Origin of the sequence: Kosakonia sp. YIM B13571, assembly GCF_042788095.1 — a bacterium.
In the GTDB taxonomy this organism is placed as follows: domain Bacteria; phylum Pseudomonadota; class Gammaproteobacteria; order Enterobacterales; family Enterobacteriaceae; genus Kosakonia; species Kosakonia quasisacchari.
The window spans coordinates 43,246-65,298 of sequence record NZ_JBHZPL010000004.1; the positions used below are offsets into that span (position 1 = coordinate 43,246).

The window sequence follows — 22,053 nt, forward strand, 5'->3', positions numbered from 1 at the left end:
CTGATTACTTACACTCTCTCCGGCTGTGGAGAAAGCTCCGACAGCATCCTGCGCTTTATACATTACTTCAGATCGGCCTGAACCTGGTGTATCGGTTTGGCCCAGGGATTTTTCGCCTGAACATCCGCAGGTAACGCCGCGACAGCGCGTTTCGCATCGTCTTTTGATGCATACACACCGCTCACCAGCACGTACCAGGGTTGACCATTACGTGTGGTTTGGTACACCACGAAGTTTTTCAGGTTCTCTTTCTTCGCCCACGCATTGAGGTTGTTGGAGTTCGAAGAACTGCTCAACTGTAATGTGTAGTGGTTACCTGGCGCAGATTTCAACGCTCCAACATTCCCTGTGGAGGCCGTAGCGCTTGCCGCAGGTGCAGCGCTGGCTGCTGGTGCAGTCACGGCTTTTGGCTGTGTTTGCACGGGTGACGACGTTACCGCAGGCGCTTTTACCGGTGCGGTAGCAGCGGTTTCAGTACGTTTCGGCGGCTGAGCGACAGCTTTGGATTCAGCTTTCGGTTCCGCTTTCATCACTGGTTCTTTAGCAACCGCCTTCGGCTCGATAACCATCTGCTTGCGTTCGGTACGCGGCGTAGCAGTATGGTTTTCAGCTGCAGCAGATTGTTGCTGACGCGCAGCAGCGCCGTTGCCGTTACGTACCGGCGCAACCGTTGCAGGCTCGGTTGGCAGCGTCGAATTTACCGCGCTATCCAACTGAGACTGGTTCTGTGGCTGCGTGAGTGCGTTGTTCAGATCGCCCTGCACTTCAACACGCTGCTGACCCGCAGGCGCGGCTGGTGCTTCAGCTTGTGATGGCGTAGAGGAAATGGGCGGCAGCGCGACATCCTGCGGTGCAGGCGCGTTGCCAGAAGTTTGTTGCTGAGCAGGTGCTGGCTGTGCGCCATTCGCCTGATCTGCAGCACCGGTATTGCTGGCATTGTTATTGCCTGTGGAGAGATCGATATTTTTCTCCGCCGGGGCGTTTTGTTCATTGCTCGTTGCGGGTGCGGGGGATTTCAGCGCAGAACCAATACCGATGATTAACAGAAGCAGAACCAGGATGCCGACGCCCATCATCACATACTGACGGGAAGCGGGTTTCACGGCTGCCGCTTTCTTACGCCTACGCGGACGGCGCTCTTCGCGCTCCTCGTCAAACGCCTCTTCATCTTCTTCATAGCTCTCTTCTTCACGCTCATCGCGCGCACGGCGGCTGCGAGACGGGCGGCGTTCGTCCGCATCTACATCAACATCATCAAAGTTGATCTGCGGCTCATCGACACGCTCGGAAGATTGGCGAGAACGACCAGTACGACGATCGCTGGGATCGGGTTTCAGCTCGTCTTCTGGTTTGAATTCATCCATTTAACACCCCACACAAAGGCGTATGCCACATCATGCATCTCGCCCGAAGTTAAACGCCACGCAGTGCGTGACCAGACCTTTCTAATAGTTACGCCTGCTGGCAATCAGCAATAGCGCCAAGTACTACGTCGTGCGACACTCCGCCGCGAACTTCACTCTTCCCTATGGCCAACGGGAGCACTAAACGCATCTCTCCCGCCAACACTTTTTTATCGCGCATCATATGCGGTAGGTAAGCCTGCGCAGACATCTCCTGCGGGCCCTGTACCGGCAAACCTGCGCGTCTCAACAGCGCCTTAATACGCTGCGTGTCTGCTTTGCTGAACTGACCAAGACGTTCCGATGCATGCGCCGCCATTACCATACCTGCCGCGACAGCTTCACCGTGCAACCAGTTACCGTAGCCCATTTCCGCTTCAATAGCGTGACCAAAGGTATGCCCCAGATTCAGTAAAGCACGTAAGCCTGTTTCCCGCTCATCGGCGGCAACAACTTCCGCTTTCAGCTCACAACAACGGCGAATACAGTACGCCATCGCCGGGCCATCAAGGCGCAGCAACGCATCCATATTCTGTTCCAGCCAGTTAAAAAACTCGCCGTCGAGAATAATGCCGTATTTGATCACTTCCGCGAGGCCAGAGGACAATTCACGGGCAGGAAGCGTAGCCAGACAATCAAGATCGACAACCACCGATGCAGGCTGATAAAACGCGCCGATCATGTTTTTACCGAGGGGATGATTCACCGCTGTTTTGCCGCCAACAGAGGAGTCAACCTGAGAAAGAAGCGTGGTCGGCACTTGAATAAAGCGCACGCCGCGCTGATAGCTGGCTGCCGCAAAGCCGGTCAAATCACCCACCACACCACCACCGAGCGCGACCAGTGTGGTATCGCGCCCATGGGGTTTTTGCAACAACGCGGTGAAGACCGTGTCCATCACCGCAAGGCTTTTGTACTGCTCGCCATCGGGCAAAATCACGCTATCCACTTTCACGCCAGCCTGTTCAAGAACATGGCGGACTTTATCAAGATAGAGCGGAGCCAGTGTTTCATTGGTGACCAGCATAACCTGATCACCAGACTTCAGGGGCGAGAAGGAAGCTGGATCGTTAAACAAACCAGCCGCGATGGTGATAGGGTAACTACGTTCCCCGAGAGTGACTGTGATCCTCTCCATGACGCGACATCCACCTTAGTTGCTTAAACCCGCAGGCGTGTAATTTAGCCAGAATTAGTTGCTTTCCAGCATATGAATAATCTGGTTTGCCACCACTTTTGCACTCTGATCGTCAGTGCGAATGGTCACGTCGGCAATCTCTTCATACAACGGATTACGTTCGTCGGCCAACGCTTCCAATACTTCGCGCGGCGGCGTTTCCACCTGCAAAAGCGGGCGTTTTTTGTCACGTTGAGTGCGAGCTAATTGCTTTTCGATAGTGGTCTCCAGATAAACCACTACGCCACGGGCGGAGAGACGATTACGGGTCTCGCGAGACTTCACAGAGCCACCGCCGGTCGCCAGTACGATACCCTGTTTTTCCGTCAGCTCATTGATGATTTTTTCTTCGCGATCGCGGAAGCCTTCTTCACCTTCAACATCGAAGACCCAGCCCACATCAGCTCCGGTTCGTTTCTCAATCTCTTGATCAGAATCGTAAAATTCCATATTGAGTTGTTGAGCTAACTGACGCCCAATAGTGCTTTTGCCGGCACCCATAGGCCCAACCAGAAAGATATTGCGTTTCTCTGCCATTTTTTCGGTACTACTAAGACTATTCGTTGATGATAAACCCGCTTCGCAAATAATCGGCGTAGCAGGACATGAACTGAAACCTCATATGCGATAGTGCGAGAGTCAGATCGAAAATTATCTCAGTACTCCGGCTTGTTTGGCAACTGAATAAACACGCAATCCTTCATGCTGCTCATTGTTCGACGGAGACCACTGACGCTCAAATCGGTACTCCTTGTAAGCTAAATCATGTCTCACGTCAAACACCTGGACCAAGTTCCATTGAAAAAGGGGGAGTTACGGCAGATTTAATGTACCGCTGCCAACCTGGGCGTAATAAACACGACCAGCTCGCGACGCTCATTATCTTTACCGTCCTGGCGAAATAACCTGCCGATGCCTGGAATCGAGCCTAACCCTGGAACCTGCGCACTGTCGGCAGAGTTCTTTTGTGAAAAGATCCCGCCAAGTGCCAGCGTATCGCCACTTTTTACTTCGACCTGCGTTTCAATCTCCTGCTTGTCAATCGCCATCGCCTCACCCCCTGCTTGCTGTAGCACCTGGCCCGGCATATTTTGGCTAATGCGCAGCTTCAGCCTTACACGGTTATCGGGCAGCACCGTCGGTGTGACTTCCATCCCCAGCACCGCCTCTTTAAATTCCACCGCCGTGCTACCGCTATCGCCGCTGGCAACTTGATAAGGTATTTCGCTCCCCTGCTTGATACTCGCGGGCTGGCGGTGAGATGCCAACAGGCGCGGACTGGCGATGATTTCAAGTTGTTGTTTCTGCTCAAGGGCCGATAACTCCAGTTCCAGCAATCGGGCATTGATACTGCCGATATTAAAGCTGACGCGCGTACTGGCATCCGAAACCGACAGATCTGCAGAAACTCCGTTCAGTTGCCCACGCGCAGCGGGCTTATCCTGCGCCAGCCCCCATTTCACTCCCAGTTCGCGCAGGCTTTTTTCATTGATGGTGACGATATAAGCCGCCAGCTCTACCTGTTCGACCGGTAAATCCATCTGTGCGACCCATTTTTCCAGTGCGGCAAGCCCTTCTTTATTATCACGGACCAGTAGCCGGTTAAGCCGTGCATCAACCGTCATTGCCCCTTGTGGGCTGAGCAGTTTTTCCCCGGCTTTTGCCAGCTCCACCGCGTCGGCATAACGCAACACAAAACTGCGTGTTTGCAAGGGTGTGTTCTGTTTGCGCTGGCGTTGAACGGCCTCCTGCTCCGCCTGCTTTTGCTGCCGCCATGCCGTGGTATGGACCTGCCAGATGTTATCCTGCTGGTTTAACGTTAATCCGGCACTAGCGGCAACGGTTTGTAACGCCTGCTGCCAGGGAACATCTTTGAGATTCAGCGACACCGTGCCGCTGACCTCAGGTGAAATCACCATGTTCTGCTTCTCCAGCGCAACCAGCGCCTGTAATACCTGGGTGACAGGCACGTCGTCGACGGTCATTGTGACGACACGTGATGTCTGCGCGCCGGCAAGCGGCAGGCTAAAGAGCATCGCGCTCGCTATCCATTTTCGCATGTTGAGTTCCTTCTCGTTGCCAGCGCCATTGCGCTGGAGTGCACTCTTCGCCAATCTCAATCAGCATTTCATCCTGGTGGATAGCGACAACGCGCCATCCGGTGGGCAGCGTTTCGCCAGCAATCAGGCGATACCAGCGCCCGGTGTCATCGCGCAGGATCCCTATTGGTTGATCGCCTGTCACCGCGCCGTGAAAATGCCAATTGCCGAGCTGCGCGGTTTGGCATGTATCTGGCGGTGGCAGGAAAGGATCGCGCATGCCGCTAAGTAGCAGGCAGAGCAGCCCGGCCAATAACAGACGTTTAGTTCGCATTGTCCTGCTCCACTCGCAACGTAAAATTCAGCGCGCCCTCACCGGTCATTAAGGAAAACGCAGGAACCTGCATGCCACGCTCCGTGAGCAGTGGAAACGTCTCAACCACGCCTTTCCAGCCGGTTTCAAGCACTAACTCTCCACCACCCTGAGCAGGCTGCCAGCGCGCAAGCTGGCGCCCTTGTGACTGAAAATCCAGCGGACTAAATACCCGAAGCTCCGGCAAGGTCAATGATTCTGACGGCGTTACCAGCGCGTGTAACTTTTGCCACTGCGTGCGCAGCGCCGTGCGTTGTTGCTGTTGTTGAGTAACCAGCCACATCTGTGCCTCTTTTACCGGGCATATCACCAGCCACCATAAAAGAGCCAGCGCGCAAAGCGAGGAGAGTACCCAACACAGCACCCGCGTTCGTAACGACAAAGCAAACCAAATATCAAGGGTGAGCAACATCATCACGCTCCCTGTTCAGTTGGTAGTGGAATTGCCAGCGCCCCTGAGCATCACGCTCCACCGTGCCTGCGGGTTGTAGCTGAAAACCTGCCGTTTTCTGCAACCTTTGCTCAAGCTCGCTTAATGCGTGGAAGGAACTGGCCATGCCTGAAACGTCAAGCTGGTTTTGCTGCCAACGCAGGGTGGTAAACCAGGCGTTGGGTGGCAAATTCTCCGCCAGTGTAAGCAAGGTCTGTCGCCACGCCAGGGTACGCTGGCGCCGTAATAGCTGCGCCTGTGCCTGCTGCCAACGCTGGCGTCGAAGCTGCAACGGCTGTTCGGCGGCATGCAACCCTGCGAGTAAGGCAGCATCGGATTGTTGCCACAACGTGGTCAGACGCAGGTCAACCGCAGCGGATGCCCGCCATACTGCGCCGACTAGCGCTATCATCAACGCTGTCGCGATAAGAATCGCGGCCCAAAGACGTATGCAACGCAACCGTTTTTGACGCCGCCAGGGGAGAAAATTCACGACGGGCTGCATCAGTATCCCCTGGCAACAGCCAGTCCCAGCGCTATCGCAAAGCGTTCCCCGACTTCGGGTAAAGGCGGTTGGCGCGAAGGAACAGCGCTCCAGCAGTCAAATCCTCCGGGCATTTCACCACACAGTGCTATTTCGTCAGCGGGTAGCCCAAGTACAGCGGCAAGTTGAGCCGCATTTTCGGCTTCTTCCCGCGCTCGCCGTCCCCAACTCTCTCTGGTGGCCCATAACCACTGGCGTTCATCGCACCACGCAAGACAGCGAGCCGGTGACGTAAGCCAGGGTAACAATGGCTGCAGCGCACTGGCATCTGGCGTAATAGAGGAAAGATGAAGGGATAATGTCTGTGCTATCTCCAGCAGTGCCGCCACATCTTTATTTTGCGCAGCAGTCACGCCGTAAGCTTTGCCTGGCTCATCTTCGGTGAAGTCGAAACAGAGATCGTTTTCCGCCATATCCAGCTCACGCGCCATTGCCTGTGAAACCCAGTTGGTCAAAGTGGGTTCGCGCAGTTTGATTGCCGGTCGCGGCAACTTTTTTTGCAGGGTTTGCCCGGCGGGGAATGCCATGCGTACGCAATGACGCTGCGGTAGCGATTGCCGCCATGGTCGCAATGCGACGAGCAATGCGTCCGGCGCTTTGATCCTCCCCTGCTCCACTACGCCGGGGGATAGTGGAAGATGCCACCAACGGCGCAGCGCCTGGCCGCGACGCCCGGCGGCAAGGGCGACAATGAAGATGCCATCTTGTTGAATATGCAAACCAATTTGCCAGTGCCTGAATGCCATAAATCCCGATCTCCTTATCGTCTCGCTGGATGACGCTATATCAATGCATCAGGCTTGCCTTTATACTACCGCGCGGTTGTTTATAAACTGCCCAAATGACTCTAAATGGGAAATCTCCAGTGAAGTTCGTAAAGTATTTATTCATCCTTGCAGTATGTTGCATTCTGCTGGGAGCAGGCTCGATTTACGGTCTGTACAAATATATTGAGCCACAGTTACCTGACGTCGCCACACTGAAAGATGTGCGACTACAAATTCCAATGCAGGTCTACAGCGCTGACGGCGAATTGATCGCGCAATATGGCGAAAAACGCCGTATTCCGCTGACGCTGAATCAAATCCCGCCTGAGATGGTTAAAGCGTTTATCGCCACGGAAGATAGCCGTTTTTATGAACATCACGGTGTCGATCCGGTGGGGATTTTCCGCGCAGCCAGCGTGGCGATGTTTTCCGGGCGCGCGTCGCAGGGCGCAAGTACGATTACCCAACAGCTGGCACGTAACTTTTTCTTAAGCCCGGAACGCACGCTGATGCGTAAGCTTAAAGAGGTATTCCTGGCGATCCGCATTGAACAGTTGCTGACCAAAGATGAGATCCTTGAGCTTTATCTCAACAAGATCTACCTCGGTTACCGCGCGTATGGCGTGGGTGCCGCCGCGCAGGTTTACTTTGGGAAAACGGTCGATCAGTTAACGTTGAGCGAAATGGCGGTGATTGCCGGTCTGCCAAAAGCACCGTCAACGTTTAACCCGCTCTATTCACTCGATCGCGCCACCGCGCGCCGTAATGTTGTGCTGGCGCGTATGGAGAGTGAAGGCTACATCACCGAGCAGCAGTATGATCAAGCGCGCGGCGAAGCTATCGATGCCAATTACCATGCGCCAGAAATCGCTTTTTCCGCACCTTACCTTTCCGAAATGGTGCGCCAGGATTTGGTCAATCGCTATGGTGATAAAGCCTACGAAGATGGCTACCGCGTTTACACCACCATCACCCGCAAAGTGCAGCAGGCTGCGCAGGCCGCCGTGCGTAATAACGTGATGGATTACGACATGCGCCACGGTTATCGCGGCCCGTCGAATGTGTTGTGGAAAGTGGGCGAAGCGGCGTGGGACAGTAAAAAAATCACCGACTCGTTGAAAACGCTACCGACTTATGGCCCGCTCTCTCCGGCAGTCGTGACCAGCGCCAATCCGCAGGAAGCAACGGCGATGATGTCTGATGGCACATCGGTTTCTTTGCGCATGGAAGGCATGCGCTGGGCGCGTCCGTATCGTTCTGATACGCAGCAAGGCGCGACGCCGCGCAAAGTCACTGACGTGGTGCAGGCCGGGCAGCAAATTTGGGTTCGCCAGGTCGATGACGCCTGGTGGCTGGCGCAGGTGCCAGATGTTAACTCTGCGCTGGTTTCCATCAACCCGCGTAACGGCGCAGTATTGGCGCTGGTTGGCGGTTTCGATTTTAACCAGAGCAAGTTTAACCGTGCGACGCAGGCGCTGCGTCAGGTGGGCTCTAACATCAAGCCATTCCTTTACACCGCGGCAATGGATAAAGGCCTGACACTGGCGAGCATCCTGAATGATGCGCCAATTTCCCGCTGGGATGCAGGCGCAGGATCCGACTGGCGACCCAAAAACTCGCCGGACGAGTATGCCGGTCCGATTCGTTTACGCCAGGGGTTGGGGCAGTCGAAAAACGTAGTGATGGTACGTGCAATGCGCGCGATGGGAGTCGATTACGCGGCGGAATATCTGCAACGTTTTGGCTTCCCGGCGCAAAACATTGTTCATACCGAATCGCTGGCGCTGGGCTCTGCTTCCTTTACGCCAATGCAGGTTGCCCGTGGCTATTCGGTCATGGCAAACGGTGGCTTCCTGATCGATCCGTATTTCATTACTAAAATCGAAAACGATCAGGGCAATGTGCTGTTTGAAGTCCGTCCAAAAGTCGCCTGTGCCGATTGTGATATTCCGGTGATTTACGGCGATACGCCGAAGTCGAATGTGCTGGAAAACAAAGACATGGAAAACGTTGCCACCTCACAAGAGCAGCAGAACGCGGCAGTACCGCAGCCACAGCTTGAGCAAGCCAACCAGGCGCTGGTGCAAAGAAGCGGCGCCGAAGAGTACGCACCGCATGTTATTAGCACCCCGCTGTCGTTTTTGATCAAAAGCGCACTCAACACTAACGTCTTTGGCGAACCAGGCTGGCAGGGTACTGGCTGGCGTGCAGGTCGTGATCTCAAACGTAATGATATTGGCGGAAAAACCGGGACCACGAACAGCTCGAAAGATGCCTGGTTCTCGGGGTATGGCCCAGGAGTAGTAACCTCCGTTTGGATCGGCTTTGACGATCATCGCAGAGATTTGGGGCGTACTAGCGCGTCCGGCGCGATTAAAGATCAGATATCCGGCTACGAAGGCGGCGCGAAAAGCGCGCAACCCGCCTGGGATGCGTACATGAAAGTTGTGCTGGAAGGGGTTCCTGAAGAGCCATTAACGCCGCCGCCAGGCGTGGTGACGGTGAATATCGACCGCAGCACCGGCCAACTGGCGAACGGGGGTAGCAGCCGCCAGGAGTACTTTATCGAAGGGACGCAGCCAACCCAGCAAGCGGTTCATGAAGTGGGCACGACGTTAATGGATAACGGCGAATCTCACGAACTGTTTTAAATCTTTGCCGGACTTATCCCGGCCGACAGGCAGCAAAAAGGGCGCGAATGCGCCCTTTTCATTTATTATTTTGTGCGTTCAGAGACGCCCCTGCCCTTTTAGCCATTCGCGAACCAAAAACAGCGCGCTGACATTGCGGGCTTCGTTGAAATCGGGATCTTCTAACAGATCCATCAAGTGCTTCAGCGGCCAGCGTACCTGCGGTAGCGGCTCGGGTTCATCACCCGGCAACGACTCTGGATAGAGATCTTCTGCCACGACGATATTCATTTTGCTGGAGAAATAAGAGGGCGCCATACTGAGTTTTTTCAGAAAAGTAAGCTCTTTTGCGCCAAATCCGACTTCTTCTTTTAGTTCACGGTTCGCCGCTTCGTATATACTCTCACCTGGATCGATAAGACCCTTGGAAAATCCCAGTTCGTAGGATTCAGTGCCAACCGCATATTCACGGATCAGGATCAGATGATCGTCAACAATTGGCACAATCATCACGGCTTCGTGCAGAGAAGGGCGCATACGTTCGTAAACACGGCGCACGCCGTTACTGAATTCCAGATCCACACTTTCGACGTTAAAAAGTCGTGAAGACGCGACCGTTTCTACGTTAAGAATGGTGGGTTTTTGCAATGATTCGCTCATTATTATCGGTCTTTGCAGAGAAACTTTCGTTATTGTGCGACACTACGCACTGTTTGGGCAATGTACTTTGCCGCTAATTTACATTCTTGCAACCTCTTCGAAATCAATTCCCAATTTAACCAAAAAGTCAATAGCTTGAAATAAAACTAAGAATTTGCTGATATTCCCGCTAGGGTGGTTTTGCTATTCTCTTTGACATTGGTATGCGCTTAAAAATACTCAAGTTAATTGCTTGCTTAAACGGCCGACCACATTAGATAGTTACGGGAAGGGTGCAACTGACTACACCTGTTAGAAAAAGTAAGATGGGGAAAGCATGAGCACCATTTTGATTTTTTTCGCTGCTATGCTGGCCTGCGCATTCCTCGCCGGATGGATTTTCAGGTTCAGGTCGCAACGTCGGTATCGACTGCCGTATTTACAGGCTTTCACCGGCGCGACTACCCGCAAATTAACACCTGAAGAGCGTGAAACGGCGGAACGCTACCTGGAAGCGCTCTCCCGTACGCAAAACAATCTCGCCCCTACCGGCGCGACTGCTGCCCCTGTTTCCATCAGCCTTAATGCATATAGCAACACGGTGCTGTATGTCACGCACTCCATCACCCGCTATGGCATCACCACTGACGCCCCGAATAAATGGCGCTACTACCTTGATTCCGTCGAAGTCCATTTGCCCCCTTCCTGGGAGCAGTACATTACTGACGAGAACAATGTCGAAGTGATCCGCACCGACTCAATGCCGCTGGTTATCTCGCTCAATGGACACACGCTCAGCGAATATATGCATGAAGAGCGCGGAGGCGAACTTGAGCGCGTATCATCGAGCCAATCCGCGATCCGCGGTGAAGAGAGTGAGCAAATTGAGCTGCTGAATATTCGCCGGGAAACGTCGGAAGAGTACGCATTAAGCCGCCCGGACGGCATGCGCGAAGCGCTGCTGATCTCGGTCTCGTTTCTGCTGTTTTTCTTCTGTCTGGCCTCGCCCGACGTCTTTATCCCATGGCTGGCGGGTGGCGGCGTGCTGCTGCTTGCCGCCGGGCTTTGGGGGTTATATGCGCCCCCGGCTAAAAACACGCTGCGGGAGATTCATTGTCTGCGTGGCACGCCAAAGCGCTGGGGGCTGTTCGGTGAAAATAATCAGGAGCAAATGAATAATATCTCGTTAGGTATTATCGACCTGATTTATCCGCGTCACTGGCAGCCCTTCGTAACACAGGATCTGGGCCAACAAACCGATATTGATATCTATCTCGACCGCCACGTTGTGCGCCAGGGGCGTTTTCTCTCCCTGCACGATGAAGTGAAAAATTTCCCGCTGCAACACTGGGTGCGCAGCGCGGTTATTTCCATCGGTTCACTGGTGGTGCTGGCGATGTTGTTGATTTGGATGCCACTGGATATGCCGATCAAATTTACCGTGTCGTGGATTAAAGGCGCGCAGACCGTTGAAGCCAGTAGCGTGAATCAGCTCGAAGCCGCCGGGTTGCGGATTGGTGACACGCTGCGCATCAGCGGCACCGGCATGTGTAATATCCACATGCAAAGTAACTGGACCTCGCGCCAGACGTCACCGTTTACGCCGTTCGACTGCTCGCAAATTATCTGGAACAACGCCCCGCCACTGCCGTTGCCAGAATCCGATATTGTGAACAAAGCCACCGCGCTTGCTCAGGCGGTCAGCCGCCAGCTTCATCCCACTACCGAAGATGATTCCCGCGTGAGCCCGGTGCTGCGCTCAGCCATTCAGAAGTCCGGCATGGTGTTGCTGGATGACTTTGCCGATATCGTACTGAAAACCCAAGATTTGTGTGCCGCCGAAGATGAGTGCCTGCGCTTGAAAAACGCGCTGGTCAACCTCGGCAACAGTAAAGACTGGGAGACACTGACCAAACGCGCCAGCGACGGGAAACTCACCGGCGTGAACGTATTGCTGCGTCCGGTAAGCGCCGAGTCGCTGGATAATTTGGTCACCACCTCTACCGCGCCGTTCATTATGCGGGAAACCACCCGTGCGGCGCAGGCGCTGAACAGTCCGGCACCGGGCGGTTTTCTGATTAGCAGCGAAGAAGGCAGCGAGCTGGTTGATCAGCCCTGGCCGCCGATTGCACTGTATGACTATCCGGCGCAGGAACAATGGAATGAATTCCAGCGGCTGGCGCAAATGCTGATGCAAACGCCGTTTCGCGCGGAAGGGATCATTACCAATATCTATACTGATGCAAACGGCACCAAGCACATCAGCCTGCATCGCATGCCGGATGCCAGCGGCCTGTGGCGTTATGCGGGAACCACACTTCTGCTGGTCGCGATGGTGATTTGCAGCCTCTACAACGGTGTGCTGGCGCTGCGCCGTTACCAGCGCAATCGCACACGTATCGAAGAGATTCAACAGTATTACGCCAGCTGTCTGAACCCCCAGTTTCTGCCCACCCAGGATAGCCTCAGCGGCTAACGATCTGTCGTGCGAGCTGTGTTAACCTGTCGCACGTTTTCTTCTGGCTGGAGTTTTTAATGCACCTTGATATCGCATGGCAGGACGTTGATACCGTTCTGCTGGATATGGACGGCACACTTCTCGATCTCGCGTTTGATAACTTCTTTTGGCAAAAACTGGTGCCGGAAACCTTTGGCGTCAAGCAAGGCTTAACGCCGGAAGAAGCGCAGAACGTTCTCCGCCAGGAATATCACGCTGTGCAGCATACGCTAAACTGGTACTGTCTGGATTACTGGAGCGAACGCCTGGGCCTGGATATTTGCGCCATGACCACCCAGCAAGGGCCGCGCGCGGTGCTGCGTGAAGATACGGTGCCGTTTCTGAATGCGCTACAAAAAAGCGGTAAACGCCGCATTTTACTGACCAATGCACACCCGCATAATCTGGCGGTCAAACTTAAGCACACAGGCCTTGCATCGCACCTTGATTTATTACTTTCCACCCATACATTTGGTTATCCGAAAGAGGATCAGCGTCTGTGGCAAGCTGTCGCGCATGAAACTGGGCTCAATCCTGAACGGACGCTGTTTATCGATGACAGCGAACCGATTCTTGATGCAGCGGCGAAATTCGGCATCCGCTACTGCCTGGGCGTCACCAACCCGGATTCCGGGCTGGCGGAAAAATGTTATCAGCGCCATCCAGGCACCAATGACTACCGTGGCCTGATCCCTTCACTTCTCAAGGAGATGTGATGAAACAGCAGCCTGCGCAAGAAGTTCGTCTTGATAAGTGGCTGTGGGCCGCGCGTTTTTATAAAACCCGCGCCCTTGCTCGCGAAATGGTTGACGGCGGCAAAGTGCATTACAACGGGCAGCGTAGCAAACCGAGTAAAATCGTCGAGCTGAACGCCACGCTCACGCTACGTCAGGGAAATGATGAGCGAACCGTCATCATCAAAGGCATTACGGAGCAGCGCCGCCCGGCAAATGAAGCTGTCGAGCTGTATGAAGAGACGACAGAAAGCATTGAGAAACGCGAAAAAGTGGCGCTGGCCCGCAAACTTAATGCGCTCACCATGCCCCATCCCGATCGCCGCCCGGATAAGAAAGAACGTCGCGATCTCATAAAATTTAAATTAGGTGATAGCGAATAACGCTCACCCGCAAGAGAGATAATCATGGCCATTCAAGACCAATTACACCGCTATCTTTTTGAAAACTACGCTGTTCGCGGCGAGCTGGTGACCGTTTCCCATACCTGGAAACAGATCCTCGAAAACCACAACTATCCACTGCCGGTAAAAACGGTGCTCGGCGAGTTGCTGGTCGCTACCAGCCTGCTGACCGCGACGCTGAAATTTGCCGGTGATATTACCGTACAGTTGCAGGGTGATGGCCCGATGAGCCTGGCGGTTATCAACGGTAACAATCGCCAGCAAATGCGCGGTGTGGCGCGTGTTCAGGGCGATGTACCGGAAAACGCGGATCTGAAAACGCTGGTGGGCAACGGCTATTTAGTTATCACCATTACGCCTGAAGAGGGCGAGCGTTATCAGGGTGTTGTTGGTCTTGAGGGCGATACGCTGGCGGCATGCCTGGAAGATTACTTCCTGCGTTCAGAACAGCTGCCGACACGTTTGTTTATCCGCACCGACGAGGTTGATGGCCAGCCCGCAGCGGGCGGCATGCTGCTGCAGGTATTGCCAGCGCAGGAAACGCAGGCTGAAGATTTTGAGCATCTGGCTGTGCTGACAGAAACCATTAAAGCGGAAGAGTTGCTGACGCTGGCGGCGGAAGATGTGCTGTGGCGTTTGTATCACGAAGAAGAAGTCACGCTGTATGATCCACAAAATGTGGAATTCAAATGCACTTGCTCTCGTGAACGCTGCGCGGGTGCGCTGAAGACGCTGCCGGACGAAGAAGTGGATAGCATCCTCGCGGAAGAGGGCGAAATCGATATGCACTGCGACTATTGCGGTAGCCACTATCTGTTTAACGCGATGGATATTGCCGAGATCCGCAACAACGCTTCTCCTGCCGATCCGCAGGTGCACTAAACGACCTTCCTCACGCCGCCTGCGGGCGGCGTTTTTGCATGACTCGTCACGTTTCCGCTAAAATCCCCAATGAAAGTGTTACGTAACTTACTTTCATGAAAGCGATTACAGTCACAAAGCCGCGGTTAAAAATGTCGTCTTACGCCATTTTTGGAACATTTACCCCATAAATGAGGCTATTTTTGCCATAATCCGTCTCGTTACGTGACCACAATCACAGTGTTTTCCGTCAGTCTGGGTTTGTCGAGTTAGGTAAATCTATGAGCCTCGTCCCGGTAAGCGGGTAAAAAACAACCCTACAATTTCAGGCAGTACATATTGGCTAAGGAGCAGTGACATGCGCGTTAAGAGCTTAACCCCGCAGGATCTCAAGGCTTATGGTATCAACGATGTTCAGGATGTCGTCTACAACCCCGATTACGATACGCTGTATCAGGAGGAGCTCCGTCCAGACCTGGAAGGATATGAGCGTGGTGTGCTGACGAATTCTGGTGCTGTCGCCGTCGACACCGGTATTTTTACCGGCCGTTCGCCGAAAGATAAGTATATTGTGCGTGATGACACCACCCGCGATACCGTGTGGTGGTCCGATAAAGGCAAAGGCAAGAACGACAACAAGCCGATCTCGCCTGAAATCTGGCAACATTTAAAAGGTCTGGTAACCCGGCAGCTTTCCGGAAAGCGTCTGTTTATTATTGACGCATTTTGCGGCGCAAACCCGGATACGCGCCTCTCGGTGCGTTTTATCACCGAAGTCGCCTGGCAGGCGCACTTCGTGAAGAACATGTTCATTCGTCCCACCGAAGAAGAACTGGCAAGCTTTACGCCGGACTTTATCGTGATGAATGGCGCGAAGTGCACCAACCCGCAATGGCAAGAGCAAGGTCTCAACTCGGAAAACTTTGTCGCCTTTAATCTCACCGAACGCATCCAGCTGATTGGCGGAACCTGGTACGGCGGCGAGATGAAGAAAGGTATGTTCTCGATCATGAACTACCTGCTGCCGTTACAGGGCATCGCCTCGATGCACTGTTCTGCAAACGTCGGTGAAAAAGGCGATGTTGCCGTGTTCTTCGGCCTCTCCGGCACCGGCAAAACCACCCTCTCTACCGACCCGAAACGCCGCTTAATTGGCGACGATGAACACGGCTGGGATGATGATGGCGTCTTCAACTTTGAAGGCGGTTGCTACGCCAAAACCATTCGGCTTTCGGAAGAAGCTGAACCGGATATTTTCCACGCCATTCGTCGCGATGCGTTGCTGGAAAATGTCAGCGTCCGCGACGACGGCAGCATTGATTATGATGATGCGTCGAAAACGGAAAACACCCGGGTGTCGTATCCGATTTACCATATTCAGAACATCGTAAAACCGGTCTCCAAAGCAGGCCATGCAACGAAAGTTATCTTCCTGACAGCGGATGCTTTCGGCGTACTGCCGCCGGTTTCGCGCCTGACCGCCAGCCAGACGCAGTACCATTTCCTCTCGGGTTTTACCGCTAAACTTGCCGGAACCGAACGCGGCGTCACCGAGCCGACACCGACATTCTCTGCCTGCTTTGGTGCCGCGTTTTTATCGCTGCATCCAACCCAGTACGCGGAGGTTCTGGTGAAAAGAATGCAGGCCGCCGGCGCTCAGGCGTATCTGGTCAATACCGGCTGGAACGGCACCGGTAAACGTATCTCTATCAAGGACACGCGGGCGATTATCGACGCGATTCTTAATGGCTCGCTGGACGATGCGGAAACCTTTACCCTGCCGATGTTCAACCTGGCAATCCCGACTTCGCTGCCCGGCGTGGATACGCGCATTCTCGACCCGCGCAATACCTATGCGTCCCCGGAGCAGTGGCAGGAGAAAGCCGCGCAGCTGGCTGCCTTGTTTATTGAAAACTTCGAGAAGTACACCGATACCGCTGCCGGCGCCGCGTTAGTCAGCGCCGGGCCAAAAGTGTAATTTGGCTACGCAAGAGAAACAAAACCCGCCAGATGGCGGGTTTTTTTATGCTTCTTTATTCTGCCCACTCAGTCGGGCAATCGGGATCGGCAGCCAGGCGCGAATACAGAGCCCGCCCCGCTCGCTGGTGCCCAATTCAAGGATGCCGTTATGGTTATCCACAATACGCTGCACGATCGCCAGCCCGAGGCCAGTGCCGCTGGTGCTACGCGCGCTGTCACCACGGACAAACGGCTGGAACAGATGTTCACGCTGCTCCGGTTTGATACCAGGACCGTCGTCTTCAACCTGGAACCAGGCGCGATTGTGCTCAGTGCCGCTGCTGACTTTGATCCAGCCATTGCCGTAGCGCGCCGCGTTAACCACCATATTGGCAACCGCGCGTTTAATGGAAAGCGGGTGCATCCGCACGAAAATCTCGCTCTCTTTCAATCCGGTATCGATTTCACGTTCGTAGCCACTTTCTGCGGCGATCACTTCGCCAAGCACCGCATTCAGTTCGGCCACTTCCATCGGCATCTCCTGCCCGGTACGCAGATAATCGATAAACTGCTCGATAATCGCGTTGCACTCTTCAATATCTTTATTAATAGATTCAGCGAGATAACCATCTTCTGCCGCCATCATCTCCGTCGCTAAGCGAATACGCGTGAGCGGCGTACGCAGATCGTGGCTGACGCCTGCCATCAATAATGTACGATCGTCGGCAAGTTGCTTAACCCCGGCGGCCATCTGGTTAAAGGCGCGGGTGACCGAGCGCACTTCCGACGCGCCATATTCACGCAGCGGCGGCGGAATATGCCCTTTCCCCACCTTCAGTGCGGCGTGTTCCAGGTCAACAAGTGGTCGGTTCTGAATACGGATAAACAACCAGGCACCGCCTATCGCCAGCAGCATAATCGCCAGCGTGTAGCGGAACAGCGGGGAGAAATCCCCTTGATGAATTTCGGTCAGCGGCACGCGCACCCAGATATTGGGCGACAGCCAGGTTTTCAGCCACACCACCGGCGAGCTTTTATTCACCTCAACGCGCACTTCGGTCGGGCCGCCAAGCTGCTGCGCCATTTGCTGACTTAAGAATTCATAATGCTGTGCCCAACGCAGGCCGGCGTCTTCCGCGGCCTCGTTGGAATAAAGCGAAATGCCCAGCTCGCGGTAAATCTCACGACGAAACGCCGGAGGCACCACCAGCTGCGTGCCGTCCTCCAGTTGCAGTTTATCGGTCATCAACATACGCACTTCGTACGCGAGAACCTTATTAAACTGTTGGAGGCTAGGCAGAATGGCGAAGTTCAGCACCACCAGGTAGGTCGTCACCAGGCTGGCGAACAGCAAGGTGACGATAAGTAGCAGGGTGCGGGCAAAAGAACTTCGCGGCGAGAAACGCACTCGCATCATGCTTTAGAGCCGTCCGGCACAAACACGTAGCCCAGACCCCAAACTGTCTGAATATAACGAGGGTGCGCCGGATCTTCTTCCACCATGCGGCGCAAGCGTGAGATCTGCACGTCAATAGAACGCTCCATCGCCGAGTATTCACGGCCGCGCGCCAGGTTCATCAGTTTATCGCGCGACAGCGGTTCACGCGGGTGGCTTACCAGCGCTTTTAGCACTGCGAACTCACCGCTGGTCAGCGGCATCGGCTCGTCTTCGCGGAACATTTCGCGCGTCCCGAGATTCAGCTTGAACTTACCAAACGCAATGACCGCTTCTTCCTGCGATGGCGCACCTGGCAGTTCATTCGCCTGACGGCGCAGCACAGCGCGAATACGCGCCAGCAGCTCACGCGGGTTAAACGGTTTTGGAATATAATCGTCGGCACCGATTTCCAGACCCACAATGCGGTCCACTTCTTCGCCTTTCGCCGTCACCATAATAATCGGCATCGGGTTGCTCTGGCTGCGCAAACGCCGGCAGATAGAGAGACCATCTTCGCCGGGCAGCATCAGATCCAGCACCATCAGATGGAAAGATTCACGGGTTAACAGACGATCCATCTGCTCAGCGTTAGCCACGCTGCGAACCTGGAAGCCCTGCTCGGTAAGGTAACGCTCAAGCAATGCGCGCAGGCGCATGTCGTCATCCACGACCAGAATCTTATAATTCTCTTGCATTGTTTATACTCCCAAAGGTTCCGACAATAATGTTTCCGTATTCTAGAAAAGTGCGCGTTCACGACCAGCGAAATCTGGTATACATTCTAGTCGAAATTGTTACAAAGCATATTTAACAGCAGCTTATATGCATATGTCATCACAGAAAGCATGATTAATCTGCACCTTACACTATCCCATTTGTAAAGTGTGTGCAGGCAAGAATGTCCCGGAAATAAGGCCCAAGAATGAAAACGCCCCTGATTACCCGCGAAGGTTATGAAAAACTGAAGCAGGAACTCGATTTTCTCTGGCGTCAGGAGCGCCCGGAAGTCACCAAAAAAGTCACCTGGGCGGCCAGCCTCGGCGATCGTAGCGAAAACGCCGATTACCAGTACAACAAAAAGCGTCTGCGCGAGATAGACCGCCGTGTGCGCTATCTCACCAAATGCCTGGAAAATCTTAAAATCGTTGATTACTCCCCTCAGCAGGAAGGCAAAGTCTTTTTTGGTGCATGGGTGGAAATTGAAAACGACGACGGCGACACACTGCGTTTTCGCATCGTTGGCTATGATGAAATTTTTGGTCGCAAAGATTACATCTCTATCGACTCACCCATGGCACGCGCTCTGCTCAAGAAAGAGGAAGGCGACGTGGCGGTAGTGCAAACGCCCGGCGGTGAAGCAACCTGGTACGTCAATCAAATTGAATACGTGAAATAACCCCCAGAACCGTCTGAGAAGCCCTGCGCGGCTGGCATTTTGCGATGTCAGTCCGTATAACTATCCCTTGATTTTTGTTCAGAAGATGAAATGACATGATGAATGATTCGCTCTGCCGCATTATTGCGGGTGAACTTCAGGCACGAACCGAACAGGTGGAATCCGCCGTTCGCCTGCTTGATGAAGGGAACACAGTGCCGTTTATCGCGCGCTATCGTAAAGAGGTCACCGGCGGTCTGGATGACACGCAATTGCGTCAGCTCGAAACCCGCCTTGGTTATCTGCGCGAACTGGAAGAACGCCGCCAGGCGATTCTGAAATCGATTGGTGAACAGGGCAAGCTCAGCGATGAGCTGGCAAAAGCCATTAACGGTACGCTGAGCAAAACCGAGCTTGAAGACCTCTACCTGCCGTATAAACCTAAGCGCCGCACGCGTGGGCAAATCGCCATCGAAGCCGGGCTGGAACCACTGGCAGATTCATTGTGGAATGATCCGTCGCAAGACCCTGAAACGCTGGCTGCGACATTTGTCGATGCCGATAAAGGCGTCGCCGACAGCAAAGCGGCGCTGGATGGCGCGCGCTATATCCTGATGGAACGCTTTGCGGAAGATGCCGCGCTGTTGGCGAAAGTGCGTGATTATTTGTGGAAAAATGCGCACCTGGTCGCAACAGTCGTCAGCGGGAAAGAGGACGAAGGCGCGAAATTCCGCGACTATTTCGATCATCACGAACCGATTTCGACGGTCCCTTCGCACCGCGCGCTGGCGATGTTTCGCGGGCGTAACGAAGGCGTGCTGCAACTGGCGCTGAACGCCGATCCGCAGTTTGATGAGCCGCCAAAAGAGAGCCACTGCGAGCAAATTATTATCGACCACCTCGGCCTGCGCCTGAACAACGCGCCGGCGGACAGCTGGCGTAAAGGTGTGGTGAGCTGGACATGGCGTATCAAAGTGTTGATGCACCTGGAAACGGAGCTGATGAGCACGGTGCGCGAACGCGCGGAAGACGAAGCCATCAATGTTTTCGCCCGTAACTTGCACGATCTGCTGATGGCTGCGCCTGCCGGGCTGCGCGCCACGATGGGTCTCGATCCGGGTCTGCGTACCGGGGTGAAAGTCGCGGTGGTGGACGCCACCGGCAAATTGGTCGCCACCGACACCATCTATCCGCATACCGGGCAAGCGGCAAAAGCAGCGGTAGCCGTCGCGGCGCTGTGCGAAAAACACAATGTTGAGCTGGTGGCGATTGGTAACGGCACCGCCTCGCGCGAAACAGAACGTTTCTACCTCGATGTGCAGAAACAGTTCCCGAAAGTGACCGCGCAGAAAGTGATTGTCAGCGAAGCGGGCGCATCGGTTTATTCCGCCTCTGAACTGGCGGCGCTCGAATTCCCGGATTTGGATGTTTCACTGCGCGGCGCGGTCTCAATCGCCCGTCGTTTGCAGGATCCGCTGGCGGAGCTGGTGAAAATCGATCCGAAATCTATCGGAGTCGGCCAGTACCAGCACGATGTCAGCCAGACGCAACTGGCGCGCAAACTGGATGCCGTCGTCGAGGATTGTGTAAACGCCGTCGGCGTTGATCTGAATACCGCCTCTGTGCCGCTGCTGACGCGTGTTGCCGGTTTAACCCGCATAATGGCGCAGAATATTGTCTCCTGGCGCGATGAAAACGGTCAGTTCCTGAACCGCCAGCAGTTGCTGAAAGTTAGCCGCCTGGGGCCAAAAGCCTTTGAGCAGTGCGCGGGCTTCCTGCGTATTAACCATGGCGACAACCCGCTGGACGCTTCTACGGTTCACCCGGAAACCTACCCGGTGGTTGAACGTATTCTGGCGGCAACCGAGCAGTCATTGCGCGATCTGATGGGCAACAGCGCGGAACTGCGCAAACTGAAAGCCAGTGATTTTACCGATGCGCAGTTCGGTGTACCGACGGTTACCGACATCATCAAAGAGCTGGAAAAACCGGGGCGCGACCCGCGTCCGGAGTTTAAAACAGCGACCTTTGCCGAAGGCGTGGAAACGATGAATGACCTGCTGCCGGGCATGGTGCTCGAAGGCGCGGTAACCAACGTGACTAACTTTGGCGCTTTCGTTGATATCGGTGTGCATCAGGATGGTCTGGTGCATATCTCATCGCTGGCGGATAAGTTCGTCGAAGATCCGCATACCGTGGTGAAAGCGGGCGATATCGTGAAGGTCAAAGTGCTGGAAGTGGATTTACCGCGCAAGCGAATCGCGTTGACCATGCGTCTGGACGAGCAGCCAGGCGACACCAACACCCGTCGTGGCAACGGCAACAGCAGTAACCGCGATAACGGAAATCGTAATGCGGCGCGCCCGGCAAAAGCGCCACGTGGCCGCGACAGCCAGCCGAGCGGCAACAGTGCAATGATGGATGCACTCGCCGCAGCAATGGGTAAAAAACGTTAATCTTTCCCCCTCCCTTCACCGGGAGGGGCATTTTCTTCATTTACGTTCGAAAAAGTCCAAATTAATCCTGCCAAATGATGAGCGAAATGCAATTAACTCGTTATTTCGCCTATCATTTAATATTCAAAATTATTAACCAATCATACCTAAATTTTATTTTTACTTTTGGTCTTTGCATTATTTTCTTTGCACGACGCATATTACAAATATTCAACAATCATTAACTTTATAAAATAAAGATTATCTTTTTAACCTGGCGGTCATATTTTTTCGTTTTACGCAGAGAATAGACAACCCAACAAAATTTTGAGCTACGTCAAAAGAGAA

19 protein-coding genes are annotated in these 22,053 nt (G+C 54.1%); 8 read left to right on the plus strand and 11 right to left on the minus strand.

Going from position 1 to position 22,053, the window contains the following annotated elements; genetic code table 11:
• Window positions 1–62: 62 nt before the first annotated feature.
• From damX to ACFX4O_RS11835, 8 genes are all read right to left on the minus strand, one after another.
• Complete coding sequence (gene damX / locus ACFX4O_RS11800; protein ID WP_131411951.1) at window positions 63–1,364, minus strand: cell division protein DamX; 1,302 nt, start codon at window positions 1,362–1,364, stop codon at window positions 63–65.
• A gap of 88 nt (window positions 1,365–1,452) precedes the next feature.
• Window positions 1,453–2,541, minus strand: coding sequence for a 3-dehydroquinate synthase (gene aroB / locus ACFX4O_RS11805; protein WP_380209792.1), 1,089 nt, complete (start codon window positions 2,539–2,541; stop codon window positions 1,453–1,455).
• A gap of 54 nt (window positions 2,542–2,595) precedes the next feature.
• Complete coding sequence (gene aroK / locus ACFX4O_RS11810; protein WP_035892101.1) at window positions 2,596–3,117, minus strand: shikimate kinase AroK; 522 nt, start codon at window positions 3,115–3,117, stop codon at window positions 2,596–2,598.
• Window positions 3,118–3,404: 287 nt separating this feature from the next.
• Window positions 3,405–4,640, minus strand: a complete 1,236-nt coding sequence (gene hofQ, locus ACFX4O_RS11815; protein WP_131411947.1) for a DNA uptake porin HofQ — start codon at window positions 4,638–4,640, stop codon at window positions 3,405–3,407.
• On the minus strand, window positions 4,606–4,953 hold the full coding sequence (locus ACFX4O_RS11820; protein WP_380209790.1) for a HofP DNA utilization family protein: 348 nt from the start codon (window positions 4,951–4,953) through the stop codon (window positions 4,606–4,608). The genes hofQ and ACFX4O_RS11820 overlap by 35 nt, the downstream gene beginning before the upstream one ends.
• Entirely contained in the window at window positions 4,943–5,407 is a 465-nt protein-coding gene (locus ACFX4O_RS11825) for a hypothetical protein (RefSeq protein WP_380209788.1), read from the minus strand. Before ACFX4O_RS11825 ends, ACFX4O_RS11820 begins: the two co-directional genes overlap by 11 nt.
• Window positions 5,388–5,927 (minus strand): PilN domain-containing protein, encoded by a 540-nt coding sequence (locus ACFX4O_RS11830; protein WP_380209786.1) that lies wholly within the window; start codon window positions 5,925–5,927, stop codon window positions 5,388–5,390. Before ACFX4O_RS11830 ends, ACFX4O_RS11825 begins: the two co-directional genes overlap by 20 nt.
• Window positions 5,927–6,712: a DNA utilization protein HofM gene (locus ACFX4O_RS11835; RefSeq protein ID WP_380209784.1), complete on the minus strand. Its 786-nt coding sequence runs from the start codon at window positions 6,710–6,712 to the stop codon at window positions 5,927–5,929. The genes ACFX4O_RS11830 and ACFX4O_RS11835 overlap by 1 nt, the downstream gene beginning before the upstream one ends.
• Before the next feature lie 119 nt (window positions 6,713–6,831).
• Between ACFX4O_RS11835 and mrcA the strand changes: the two genes are divergently transcribed.
• The gene (gene mrcA, locus ACFX4O_RS11840; protein ID WP_380209782.1) at window positions 6,832–9,384 is read left to right on the plus strand and encodes a peptidoglycan glycosyltransferase/peptidoglycan DD-transpeptidase MrcA; all 2,553 of its coding nucleotides are present in this window, start codon (window positions 6,832–6,834) and stop codon (window positions 9,382–9,384) included.
• A gap of 78 nt (window positions 9,385–9,462) precedes the next feature.
• Here mrcA and nudE read toward each other — a convergent pair whose 3' ends face one another.
• Window positions 9,463–10,023 (minus strand): ADP compounds hydrolase NudE, encoded by a 561-nt coding sequence (gene nudE / locus ACFX4O_RS11845; protein WP_131411939.1) that lies wholly within the window; start codon window positions 10,021–10,023, stop codon window positions 9,463–9,465.
• A 316-nt stretch (window positions 10,024–10,339) separates the two neighbouring features.
• Between nudE and ACFX4O_RS11850 the strand changes: the two genes are divergently transcribed.
• The 5 genes from ACFX4O_RS11850 to pckA all read left to right on the plus strand — a co-directional run bounded on the left by ACFX4O_RS11850 (window position 10,340) and on the right by pckA (window position 16,476).
• A complete protein-coding gene (locus ACFX4O_RS11850; RefSeq protein WP_380209780.1) occupies window positions 10,340–12,478 on the plus strand; it encodes an intracellular growth attenuator family protein in 2,139 nt (712 codons plus the stop codon).
• Window positions 12,479–12,537: 59 nt separating this feature from the next.
• The gene (gene yrfG / locus ACFX4O_RS11855) at window positions 12,538–13,215 is read left to right on the plus strand and encodes a GMP/IMP nucleotidase (RefSeq protein ID WP_380209778.1); all 678 of its coding nucleotides are present in this window, start codon (window positions 12,538–12,540) and stop codon (window positions 13,213–13,215) included.
• Complete coding sequence (gene hslR / locus ACFX4O_RS11860) at window positions 13,215–13,616, plus strand: ribosome-associated heat shock protein Hsp15 (protein ID WP_131411933.1); 402 nt, start codon at window positions 13,215–13,217, stop codon at window positions 13,614–13,616. Before yrfG ends, hslR begins: the two co-directional genes overlap by 1 nt.
• 24 nt (window positions 13,617–13,640) lie before the next feature.
• Window positions 13,641–14,519 carry an Hsp33 family molecular chaperone HslO gene (gene hslO / locus ACFX4O_RS11865; RefSeq protein WP_380209776.1) on the plus strand — a complete coding sequence of 293 codons (879 nt, stop codon included), beginning with the start codon at window positions 13,641–13,643 and terminating at the stop codon, window positions 14,517–14,519.
• A gap of 337 nt (window positions 14,520–14,856) precedes the next feature.
• Complete coding sequence (gene pckA / locus ACFX4O_RS11870; protein WP_380209774.1) at window positions 14,857–16,476, plus strand: phosphoenolpyruvate carboxykinase (ATP); 1,620 nt, start codon at window positions 14,857–14,859, stop codon at window positions 16,474–16,476.
• 45 nt (window positions 16,477–16,521) lie between these two features.
• Here the strand turns inward: pckA and envZ are convergent, their stop codons facing one another.
• Together envZ and ompR are read right to left on the minus strand one after the other, a co-directional pair.
• Window positions 16,522–17,874 (minus strand): two-component system sensor histidine kinase EnvZ, encoded by a 1,353-nt coding sequence (gene envZ / locus ACFX4O_RS11875; protein WP_131411927.1) that lies wholly within the window; start codon window positions 17,872–17,874, stop codon window positions 16,522–16,524.
• Entirely contained in the window at window positions 17,871–18,590 is a 720-nt protein-coding gene (gene ompR, locus ACFX4O_RS11880) for a two-component system response regulator OmpR (protein WP_001157751.1), read from the minus strand. The genes envZ and ompR overlap by 4 nt, the downstream gene beginning before the upstream one ends.
• Before the next feature lie 227 nt (window positions 18,591–18,817).
• Here ompR and greB point away from each other — a divergent pair, with 227 nt between their 5' ends.
• Both greB and ACFX4O_RS11890 read left to right on the plus strand, forming a co-directional pair.
• Window positions 18,818–19,291, plus strand: coding sequence for a transcription elongation factor GreB (gene greB / locus ACFX4O_RS11885; protein ID WP_017459528.1), 474 nt, complete (start codon window positions 18,818–18,820; stop codon window positions 19,289–19,291).
• Between the two features lie 95 nt (window positions 19,292–19,386).
• Entirely contained in the window at window positions 19,387–21,726 is a 2,340-nt protein-coding gene (locus ACFX4O_RS11890) for a Tex family protein (RefSeq protein WP_380209771.1), read from the plus strand.
• The last annotated feature ends 327 nt before the right edge of the window (window positions 21,727–22,053 follow it).